The organism is Lacticaseibacillus thailandensis DSM 22698 = JCM 13996 (genome assembly GCF_001436135.1).
Taxonomy (GTDB): Bacteria; Bacillota; Bacilli; order Lactobacillales; family Lactobacillaceae; genus Lacticaseibacillus; species Lacticaseibacillus thailandensis.
The window spans coordinates 265,174-275,795 of record NZ_AYZK01000003.1 but is presented as its reverse complement, the minus strand read 5'-3'; the positions used below and the strand labels follow the sequence as shown (position 1 = coordinate 275,795).

General features: G+C 51.6%; 7 protein-coding genes. 1 reads left to right on the top strand and 6 read right to left on the bottom strand.

Features of this window, described 5'->3' with window-relative positions; all coding sequences use genetic code 11:
• Positions 1 to 394 (top strand): hypothetical protein (locus FD19_RS09895; RefSeq protein ID WP_235804144.1); only part of this gene is annotated, 394 nt, incomplete at its 5' end.
• Positions 395 to 624: 230 nt separating this feature from the next.
• On the opposite strand, the gene FD19_RS06560 is transcribed toward FD19_RS09895, so the two are convergent.
• The 6 genes from FD19_RS06560 to asp1 form a co-directional block, all read right to left on the bottom strand.
• Positions 625 to 4,167 (bottom strand): Ig-like domain-containing protein, encoded by a 3,543-nt coding sequence (locus FD19_RS06560; RefSeq protein ID WP_056969418.1) that lies wholly within the window; start codon positions 4,165 to 4,167, stop codon positions 625 to 627.
• A gap of 203 nt (positions 4,168 to 4,370) precedes the next feature.
• Entirely contained in the window at positions 4,371 to 5,225 is an 855-nt protein-coding gene (locus FD19_RS06555; RefSeq protein ID WP_175577027.1) for a hypothetical protein, read from the bottom strand.
• The gene (locus tag FD19_RS06550) at positions 5,203 to 6,660 is read right to left on the bottom strand and encodes a glycosyltransferase (RefSeq protein WP_054750511.1); all 1,458 of its coding nucleotides are present in this window, start codon (positions 6,658 to 6,660) and stop codon (positions 5,203 to 5,205) included. Before FD19_RS06550 ends, FD19_RS06555 begins: the two co-directional genes overlap by 23 nt.
• Complete coding sequence (gene asp3 / locus FD19_RS06545; RefSeq protein WP_054750510.1) at positions 6,660 to 7,406, bottom strand: accessory Sec system protein Asp3; 747 nt, start codon at positions 7,404 to 7,406, stop codon at positions 6,660 to 6,662. Before asp3 ends, FD19_RS06550 begins: the two co-directional genes overlap by 1 nt.
• The gene (asp2, locus tag FD19_RS06540) at positions 7,403 to 9,037 is read right to left on the bottom strand and encodes an accessory Sec system protein Asp2 (RefSeq protein WP_056969416.1); all 1,635 of its coding nucleotides are present in this window, start codon (positions 9,035 to 9,037) and stop codon (positions 7,403 to 7,405) included. The genes asp3 and asp2 overlap by 4 nt, the downstream gene beginning before the upstream one ends.
• Positions 9,018 to 10,616, bottom strand: a complete 1,599-nt coding sequence (gene asp1 / locus FD19_RS06535) for an accessory Sec system protein Asp1 (RefSeq protein WP_054750508.1) — start codon at positions 10,614 to 10,616, stop codon at positions 9,018 to 9,020. Before asp1 ends, asp2 begins: the two co-directional genes overlap by 20 nt.
• Positions 10,617 to 10,622: the final 6 nt, after the last annotated feature.

The window sequence follows — 10,622 nt, the reverse complement described above, 5'->3', positions numbered from 1 at the left end:
ACTGACCGAACGACTCGTGTCGATGCTATTCGACAGCGACCCTTCATTACTAATGCTGGTGGACTGCGATGCCCGATTTGATTCACTTAAGGAATCTGACAGACTAGCAGAATCGCTAACCTGCTTGTTTGATGTTGAATTTGACAGGCTGACTGAAAGACTTTCACTATCGACTTCCGACTGTGACACGCTAGCCGAAACACTCTCGCTGGCAGCCTTCGAACCTGACAAACTACCAGAAACCGACCCGCTAAGCGATGCACTCCGCGACTGTTTAGCGCTCTCTGAAGCAGACATGCTTGCAGACTTGCTATCAGTAACCGACTTGCTAGTCGAAGTATCCGTGGACTTGCTTGCGCTGGCAGATAAACTCAGGGACTGGCTACCGGAATGATCGCTCGACCGGCTGCTACTTAGTGATGCACTTAGTGACTGGCTCTTCGAAGCCTGCGTTGATGCGGATGCACTCGTTGAAGCAGACAGTGACTTGCTCGTACTTTCACTTGAGCTTTTGGATGCAGACGTGGAAGCAGATGGCGTCGTGGACGGATTCTTACTGATACTTTCGCTCTGCGAACGACTAGCTGATTCCGACGCACTCTTAACGGCGGATTTGGAATCAGATTAGCTCAATGATGCACTCTTCGACTGACTGTAAGCAGTTGAAAGACTATCACTCTTCGACTGCGAAGCACTGGTGGAACCACTGTGATCTGCTGACTTACTCAAAGACCCGGATAGGCTTGCCGACTTGCTCAACGACGTGGCCGTCGACAAACTGTTAGCAGTGGACTTGCTACTACTTTGCGAGCCACTAATAGCCGCTGAAATCGACTCAGAGGTAGACTTCGAAGCACTGTGGGCTGCGGAGGCTGACTTACTCATAGAAACAGAGTAGTTCAGCGAATCACTATCCGACGCTACGCTCTGGGACGCCGACGTCGACTGACTTTGCTCAATACTCTCGGACTTGGACGCCGATTCCTGGGCGCTGATGCTCTCACTCGTGGAGACCGATTGTGAACGTGAATGGTCGTCGCTGATCGAGTTCGATTCAGAAATAAACTTACTCTTGCTGTCGCTGCTGGACTTCGACGCGCTGAGGGAGAGACTCGTGTCGGTACTCTGCGACTGTGAACCCTTACCACTAATGCTACTAGATAGGGATTCCTGCTTCGAAACGCTAACCGAACCCGATAGGCTGGCGGAATCGCTTGCCTGCTTGTTTGATTCCGATTCGGAAAGACTGTCCGAAAGACTCTTGCTGGTGGCAATGGAGTCAGAGACACTCGCTGCCTTGCTCAAGCTTTCAGACTGGGATCTGGAGCTGATGTCGGAACGACTACGTGACGTCTGCTGAGACAGGCTATCAGATACAGATGCGGATAGTGACAGCGACTCCTGCCGACTCTTTGATGTAGCGGTAGACCGGCTGACGCTCTTGGATACCGATCCTTCTAAAAACCCTGAAACAACACCAGAATCCCCTGATGATTCCGATGCACTGTTCCTGGTAGAAGCAGACAGCGACGCCGAACGTGACGCCGAGGTAGATTCTGACTGCAGAATCGAGTCTTCTGTGCCACCAACACCCAGTCTAGCTAACGAAGCAGACTCGGACAGCGATGTTGCTGTACTGATGGAGTCCGACACACTTGCAGACAGAGACTCAGAAGTTGAGGCCGATTCAGAAAGGCTCTGCGATTTAGCAATTGATTCCGAACGAGAAAGCGAGCTGGACGTCGAGTAGCTGGCTGAATCTTCAGCTGATTGGGATGCTGAAAGCGACTTGCTCAGCGATGCTGCTTTGGACAAAGATGCAGAAGCCGACTCGCTAAAGAAACTGCTGGTGGACTCACTTTCCGACTTATCAGCCGATATTGACTCACTGTTGAACGTAGACGCGTTTGTACTGCCACTGTTGCTTTGCGCAGACGCAGAAACTGATAACGATAAGCTGGCAGTCTTGGAAAGAGAGGTGCTACGGGCAGTGGAAATAGACTCGGACGTAGAATTAATGTTCTCGGAATCACTAACACTATTCTTCGAGATACTCGTTGAATTGCTGCGCATGTCACTCAATGACAGCGAATCCGACTTGGATGCCGAAATTGATAGCGATTGGTCCGTGGACAGCGAACCCTGACGCGATAATGAAGCGGAATCCGACAGAGAATTAGTCCTTTCGGTGACTTCATTCGGAATAACGGTCAGCGTAGCCGGGTTGGTTTCAATGACCGTACTCTTACCTGCCGCAGAGGTAACGGTAATTTGGACTTTGTACTCCGTGCCGTTATCCGCCATCGTAGTGGCCGGCGTTTCGTACGTTTGACCCGTAGCACCAGGGATAGCCGTATCGCCCTTGTACCACTGGTAGGTCAACGTCCCACCGGCATCAATAACTTCGGCAAACTGATCAGCCCCACTGGCTTCAAACGTCGCCGAATCGCCTTCAGTAACGGTTTGCGAAACCGGCAACCCTTTACCAACTTCAATGGTGAAAGTTTCGGTGTAGGTATTCCCATCCGTGGTGGTGATATGCGCCGTGATTGTGGTCGAGCCTTCAGCTACGGCAGTAATCAAACCGCTACTATCAATAGTGGCAACACCAGCATCACTACTGCTCCACGTAACCGCCTTCACAGTATCCGTGGTATTGCTTGGGCCCAATGTGACGTGGGCCTGCGTCGTGGACGTCGTAAAGTCGAGGCCCAGGTCGTTGCTAATCACGTTAACGTTGTCCAACAGGTAATCAGCGTCTGGGTAGGCTGTCGCACTAGTCGAGGCGACCGGCTTTGCAACAACAGCGACGTCAACAACATTGCTGTAGTAATTTTGTGAACCGCCACTGAAATTGAGGGAAATTAAGTTGGCAATTTTTGTAATGAAACTTGGATCGTACTCGTAAACAACCTGGTAATAATTGTCGCCAGTGCTATCAAGGGTGACGGTGAAGGAACCGGTACTATTGTGATCGGCGCTCGCGTTTTCCCATTTGCCAGTGGTGGAATTGTAATGGTATAGGTAGTAAGCAGGTGCCGGCGCACTAATAAGGCCTAACGTAGCCCAACTGGTAATTGTATCAAGTGCCGTGCCCCAAGCCTGGTTAAATGCGTCCGCTGCCGTCTGATCCAAGGTAGCACTGATAGTGGCTGAATCACCAGCAACAATGGTGCTACTCGAAGGCTGTGACGCCCACCCAGAGGTAAACCGAATCCCAAAAATAACGATCCCACTACCCGTAGGTGACTTCACACCAGTAGGCGCATTATTACCGGCCAAAACGCCAGTAATCGTCTGTGCGTTGCCCGTGACGTTGTACAGCGCATCAGCTACTAGCTTGGCCAAAGTGACTGCTGATTCTGCGTAGGTTTCATCGGACAACGTAATGGTAGTGGTGTTATCCTTGGTCAGGATTTCCGCTGCCGCAGTGGTAATCGTTAACTGCGTGATACCTTGCTGGGTCATGTACTGCGCGATGTTTGTCGCCTGTGCAGCAGTTAGCGTAGCATCAGCGGACAGGGTCACGTTTAACCCACTGGTTCCCTGCGTTGCACTGATATCATGGCCATCTAATCCCAGCGCGGCACTCACGTCCTGCGTTGTGGCACTAGTATTGCTCGTACTGGTGGTCGTAGTCAGCGAATTAGACAAAGACACCGAAACGGAACCACTAGCACTCTGGCTACTGGTTTGACTTTGGCTATTCTGATTACTCGTCTGGTCAACGTTGGTCGCACTCTGGCTACCACTATTGCTCAGACTTGTACTGCTGGTACTTCCCGAGGTCGAGACGCTAGTTGACTCGCTAATGCTCGTTGACAGTGACCCACTCGCTGATAAACTCAGCGACTGTGAGGCACTGTCGGAGTTGGTCTGGCTTTGGGAGTTAGTCTCAGAAGTACTATTAGAGCTAGTTTCCGAGGTCGCCGGGATGGTCGTGCTCTGCTTAGTTGCAAGCACGTCCCCCGTATCAACCTGCTTAGTGGCCGCCGGCGTGGTATCCGCGTGGGCTAACCCTTGTGGCAACATGAGTAAGCCACCCAGTAAACCGCCTAAGGAAGCAGTTCCAGCTACTAGCCATTGCCGGCCCGCTTTAAACATTTTAAAACGAACCTTACTGTTGTTGTTAAAAATCTCTGATCTCTTACGTCTGAAATAATTCATGAGGGTCCCTCCCAAAAAGAATCCGTTCAAAGTAATACCCGATTTTTATTCTATAACACGATGGACTCTCATCTCGTGCAACTTTAGATAGAAAATTTTTGTTTTTATAAACAACGATTATGCAACGCTAAGTAAAACTATAAGTTTTTAAAAAATAGTGTTGCAGCCATCAGTTGCCACCGTTACCGGTTCGCAGCGGCTCATCAGTCATCTATAACTGTAATTTTACGGTCGCTCATACCAGCGGCAACCACCGCATCACGGTCTGCGCGTGTCATCCGTACTTCCTGAATATACGGAATTTCGTCCTGTAAAATACCTGCCAGGTTACCGCGCACCGCGCCCGTATCATCCAAAGGGGATTCCACCATCTCCAGCACGTTGTGGGCGGGCGACTGGGCCACGGCATCTAGCTCCACGCCTAAGTAGGTGATCGTCACGGTGTCTTGCGGCCCCACGATTTTGGCTAACTCATGCGCATAAAAATCAAGTTGGGTATTGTACTTGGTTTGTACCTTGTGGGTTTGCGGATCTTCAATGGTGATAAAGTTCAACGCCCCGCCATAATAAAAGAAGCGTAACCGTGCATTGCCCGCATTGTCGTAAAAGACCATCTCTTGTAACTCGTTATTGTAGTAGAACAAATTGCTGAACCGGTTACCATCAAAGGCGTACTCTTCAACGTAATCCATGGTGCCATCAAGGTTGTGGTACCGTACGTCCTGCGCACGGCGCCGGGTATTGGCATATAGGAACTCCTTGCCGATTTCAATGCCTTCATGAATGAGCGAAATACTGCCATCCTCATTCATAAAGATTTCCGTGTTTGTGGGCACCGGCACGTCGTTAAAGAAGCGGTAGCCATCAGGATCGTAGGTGCGGCTAGTGATTTGATCCACCAGGTTGATGCCCTGCACCTGTTCTGCCGCTAGCACGCCGCTAAATCCCGGCATGGGGGCCAACGTCAACATTTGCCGCTTGTTTGCCTGTACACGGGCCTTAATCGCCGCCCAGTTGGGAGATGCTGTGTTAATACTAGTCAATAGCTCGTAATCCATGAATAAGCTCCTTCCACTTGTTAGCAATAACGTGATCCTGAAACTGCTTGACTGAGGCCTGTGTGTTCTTGACCAGGCGACCATAATCAGCTTGCATCAGGCGCTCCAGCCCCTTAACCAGTTGGGCAACGTTAAAATCATCATCATCCCGCTTAAACTCCTGCAGGAAACCATTGTTGCCGTCTTTGACTAACTCCATTGCCCCAAAACGAGCTTTAAAAGTAACGACGGGCAAAGCGGCGTTTAGCGCTTCAATGTAGGTCAAGCCAAACCCTTCCGAGAAGGAAGCGGAAATAAAGGCGTCATACTGCGGATAGACGTGTTCCAAGTCGTTCGACAACCCCTGCAGCTGCACGTACTTTTCCGCGTGCACGTCCTGAATGGTCTGCTTCAGCTTTTTATCCTCGCCACCCTGACCATAAATATCAAAGATAATATTGCTACCTAAATCATGTAATTTGGCTACGGCACGAATCGCCAGGTCAATATGCTTTTCACTGGCTAAGCGGCTAGCCGTAATAATTTTGATTGGGTCACCCAATTTACGCTTGTTACGCCGCTTACCACCATCGCGCACGCCGCCCACGGGAATCGTCACAATTTTCTTGGTGGCTTGCGGGAAGTCGATCAGTAGATCTTTGCGTTGGAGCTTAGTGGCAACAACCACCCGGTCGTACAGATCAATATGTTGTAGCATGAACTCGTTGTAGTTGTTCCACAGCGGGTGCGCGGGTACATCACGGTCGGATAGATGGTCCGCATGAATCACATCCACCAACTTCACGTCCGGAATCTTGTGGGTGGCTAACGCAACTTCATTTTCCTCACCCCGGTCGATTAGGAACGTGCTGTGGCCGCCAAAGACACGGTCCAGTTGCTGGAAAAAGAAGCGGTGCAGGTCGACCAGATTGTTGAATAAATAGTGCTTCCCGTTTTGGTGGTACAGGTGGATGTTCGTCATCAACGCTTTGCGGTTAGGATCATCCACGTACTCGATCATCACCCGCCGTTCGTTACTCTCGACGTTGAACAACTCGATTCGCCCGGTGCTAACCACCAAGAGTTTGTTATTCGGGTCGTGCTTGTCGGGATACTTGACGTAGTGGTACACCATGCGCATCCCCGCCGACGTCACCGAATGACGAATACGGTGCGTGTTGGTGCCGTCCACTACCAAATCTTCACTCGTGGGGTACCGTTTCTTCAATCCATGCCGCAAATAATCGTCGTCATGCACAAAGTACTCCCACATGTTAATGACCTGGTCGTCCCGTAAGTGCCATTTATCCATGGCCTCGTGTAGTTCCTTGACCAGTTCCACAAACACAAATCGATACGGGATCTTGGCTTGGTCAAACCTGGCTGCACGATAAAATTCAGCGTGCTCAACACCAGAATTACCAATTCCCATTGCTCCATCAATAAAGAAATTCATTAGTGACCTCCATCGGCTTTCAAGGCTTTATTTACTGCCGCAACGATACTCGACGTACCAAACCCAAAACCACGTACCCGTGGTTCGGGTCCCACCAACCGTTTGACCTGGTTGACGAACTCACCAACTTCCAACGCGTCGTGCTCCTGACGCGGTACTTGATAGTACAAATTGTCCCCACCAGGTACAAACGGCCGGCTAACCACTGGCCCAGAACGTGGGATGATCCAGACGGTGGCGGGGCCACCGCGATCGTTACGCCACAAGTGCCAACCGGGCGTTGACAGCCGCACCGGTCGGTAACCGTCCAGGACATTACTTTGCCCCAGCGTTAAGGAATAAAACTTAAAATGCTCATTATTTAAGTTCACTAAGGCGATACTGTAGTCCACCGCCCCGTCGGGTACCGTGAACGTTAGGTCCAGAGTACGTTCCAAAATTTGCTGCACGTTCACACCCTGCGCATCCACAAAGTTAATGCTCAAACCCAGGGTGTCCTCCGGCTCGCTATCAATATCTGCGGTCAGCGTATATTCACGGTCATTCCGCAACAGCGGTAAGTATGGACCGCGGCCGTACGTCGCATCATTGCTGCGACTAGACCACGTGTGGATCGCAAACCCTGGTGATCGCCGGCGGGCACGATAGCTTACTATGCCATTGGCCGCGTAATCAATGATGGCGCCATGACCCGCGGTGGCCATGCCATTGACTGGCCAGTAAAAGTCATAAATTATCTCGGTCATTTGGCATTCACCGCCTTCGTCGCGGCATTGGTCCCCGCAGTTCGCTGATCATGTGTCAGCGGGTTACGGCGGCCAAAACCCTGTTCAAGTAGGTGCCAGTACTGGAATAAGAACCAGTTGACGACGCCACCAGTGTCATCGTTATGGCGACCGACTAAGCCCTTGTACAGCACCCGCGTCTCCGGAAAGTGTTGCTTCAGGTAATCGCGGAGCATCGGAAACGCCCGCTGGTCATAATCATCATCATACATATAGGCCACTGCAAACGTGGTGTCCTTAAAATCGCCGCCCTTAAATTCATCCCAGAACTGTGCGTTCATTTGGTCCAGGTTCTGATGATGGAGGTCACCCGTGTACGTCAGCACCATGTCGAGTGCGGTAGCAAACCCACCAACACCTAACATTTCGGGACGCCAGAGTCGCCCGTTGCGGGCAATATTGCCCAAATTTACCAATGGTTTACCAATAACAATGCCATAGGGCTGTAACTGAGCCCCGTAATATAACGCGGCATAGGTGCCCATGGAAATTCCGGAAAGGATCAACTGGTTATGACTAAAGCCTAGCCGGTGTAAGGCTTGCCGGATAACGTCCCGGACTTGTTGCTGGAGGTCATCGCTACCCAGGTAGAATGCCCCACCTTCTAGCCGCGGATCCATGATCAACATGAACGGGGTACCAAAACGCCGCATCATCCCAAAACCTTCAAAGGCTTCAGCCGTTTGGTAACCGGAAAAGTACACGCTTAGTGGTGGCCGCAAATCACCCGGATCGAAATAAGCCATAATTTCTTGCCGCATGCCGGCGTGATCCATCAACCGTTGACCGCCCACCAGGATCTCGCCATACTGACCACGCGAACGACGGAAATGGATCCCGGCGAGGTTCAGTTGCCCGTGACCACGCACAAAGAAGTCCAGCTGCAACCCCGTGGGGTGATCAGCGGGTGGGACTTCCACCCCCACCGGTAACTCCTCGTTAACGGCCTGGTAGCTGCCACTGACCTTCTGGGCCCCGTTGATCACGTGTATCCGCGCCATAATATCAACGGTGGTGTCAACTCGCTCGACCTCGATGACAGCCCGTTCAGCGTAGTTGGCCGGCAACCACATAACGTTGGTGGTTTCACCCAAATGCTGCCAACTATCACCGTAATCACCGGTCACGACGCGGTAAGCTTCACCAACTTGTTGGATATGGCCGCTAAAGCGACTATCAATATGCAATTCCGTAAAGTCCGTTTTATAGGTCGCCTGCTGGTCATAGAAATAAACCTGAATCACGTGTGCTAAATCCTCAACGTCGGTGAAGTCCAGCCGCTGTGCGTTCTTTAACGCCATGACGTGCTCCGCGGCGGCCGAAAAGACGACGTCATTGGCCACAATGATGCGGTTTGCCGGTAGCGCCCGTAGCCGGGCAATATCGCTCAACCACGGGCAAGTTTGGTCGATGAGCACTACTGCGTCACGGTACTGCGCGTTCCACTTGGCACCATCGAACAATGGTTTTTTCGCCACGGGCATCACATCATCCGTCACGGCCCAAAAATATTGGTACGGCGGGGCTAATAGCCGTCCCAGTGCCAAAGCCGTGCTCCCAATGTGGATAACATTAATTGTCCTTTGCGCCATCGCTCATCACCTTCTTCCAAGCCGCAATAATCCGTTCCGCAGAATACCGTTCAATTAGCTGTGCGTTCACCACTAGTGCCTGATTCCAATGCGCTAACGTGCCCAAGTAATAATCTAAGCCACGGGCAATATCGCTGCTGTCGTGTACCAGCCGCCCGTTTTGGTGGTCAATCAGTAAATCAGAGGCCGCCATGTTCAGTTGCGGAATGCCAGCACTGACCGCCAGCACTTGCAAACTTAAATCTGATTGGCCGTCAGTATTGATCACAATGCGGGCGCTGTGTATCTGTTGACCCCAATCAGTGATACTCAACGGCTTCCGAATAGCAATACGTGCCAGCACGCTGTAGGCACCACTCAACGCGCTCCAATCTACCCGTTTCTTTAATGACTCTCCGACCCGCTCAGTTTCAACCATCATTTGCCCCTGGGCCCTGGCGTTGAAATAGTCAGCTACTTGTTGGTAATCATCACTGTCCAGATCCACGCCATACTTGTCCGCAACCCACGCCTGCACGTGGTCGGTCAAGTCGGTTTGCTGCGCGGTGCTGGCTGTGCCAATGACGAGCTGCCAATCATCGTGCTTGGCCATGCCCGCGGTTAGTGTCGCCATCACCTGACGCACCAGACTGTCACTGGCATCGCCAACCCGCCAGGCAATAATTTGCTCGGCCAGTTCGTTGCTGACACCTAGACTCAACGTGGTTGCCCGCGTCGGTAACACCACTTGGGGTACGTGACTGATCCGACGGGCCAACGGCGACTGTTGAATAATGCGTAGATCCGTATGGGTAGGGCTAATAATTAAATCATGCCGGGCTAACTGACCCAGATTCTTAAGACGGTCGCCTGCCGCTAAATCGCGGCTCGACATCAAAACGCCCAGGCGTAGCCGTAAGTCTCGCAGTGAGCGTAGCGCGAGTAACCCGGAAAACGGACCGGTAATGGCTAACTCATCGTGATCTTGCGCAATGTGCCGGCCCAGTACTTCAGCGACCACCGCCTCCACCGACGGGTAGTGCCGCTGGTCAAATCGGGATGCCGCCACGTCCATAATCTGCACACCACCACCTTGTGTGGCAATCATGACAACATCTCCTGCCGGCGAATACCATTGTCGCAGTAGAACTGCGTGATCGCTCGCACTTTTAGTTCGTGTAAGTAACAGTCCACGATCATCGTACTGATCGGTCATCACCGTACCGTCTGCTTGCGGATAGTCTACTTGCCATACAAAACCGTCCTTGTACAAGTGCACCAGCGCAAAAGTGTCTTCGCCCTGGTAATACCGCACGCTCCCCTCCAAGTATACCGGCGTCACTCCCGGTGGAAAAGGCAACTCGTTAACGTTCATCGGCGTACCAGCCGTCACATCAATACCTTGAATCTCATCATAGGCTTGCCACACATCAACGTTGGCCAAGCCCGCCTCCCGTAACTGGTAGTGAATTGCCGGTAATTGCGTAACCGTAATTAAATTAAACGGATAGTCGTTGGCGGTCATAATGCGCGCAATCTGCACAACTTCGTCCTGATCGAAACTATGCGTATCCATATTGAACCCTGGGATTAAATACATGGCAAT

Coding starts and splice junctions, on each gene's coding strand:
- asp1 (WP_054750508.1), bottom strand. CDS start 10,616: ATGTATTTAATCCCAGGGTTCAATATGGATACGCATAGTTTCGATCAG.
- FD19_RS06555 (WP_175577027.1), bottom strand. CDS start 5,225: ATGGATTACGAGCTATTGACTAGTATTAACACAGCATCTCCCAACTGG.
- FD19_RS06550 (WP_054750511.1), bottom strand. CDS start 6,660: ATGAATTTCTTTATTGATGGAGCAATGGGAATTGGTAATTCTGGTGTT.
- asp3 (WP_054750510.1), bottom strand. CDS start 7,406: ATGACCGAGATAATTTATGACTTTTACTGGCCAGTCAATGGCATGGCC.
- FD19_RS06560 (WP_056969418.1), bottom strand. CDS start 4,167: ATGAATTATTTCAGACGTAAGAGATCAGAGATTTTTAACAACAACAGT.
- asp2 (WP_056969416.1), bottom strand. CDS start 9,037: ATGGCGCAAAGGACAATTAATGTTATCCACATTGGGAGCACGGCTTTG.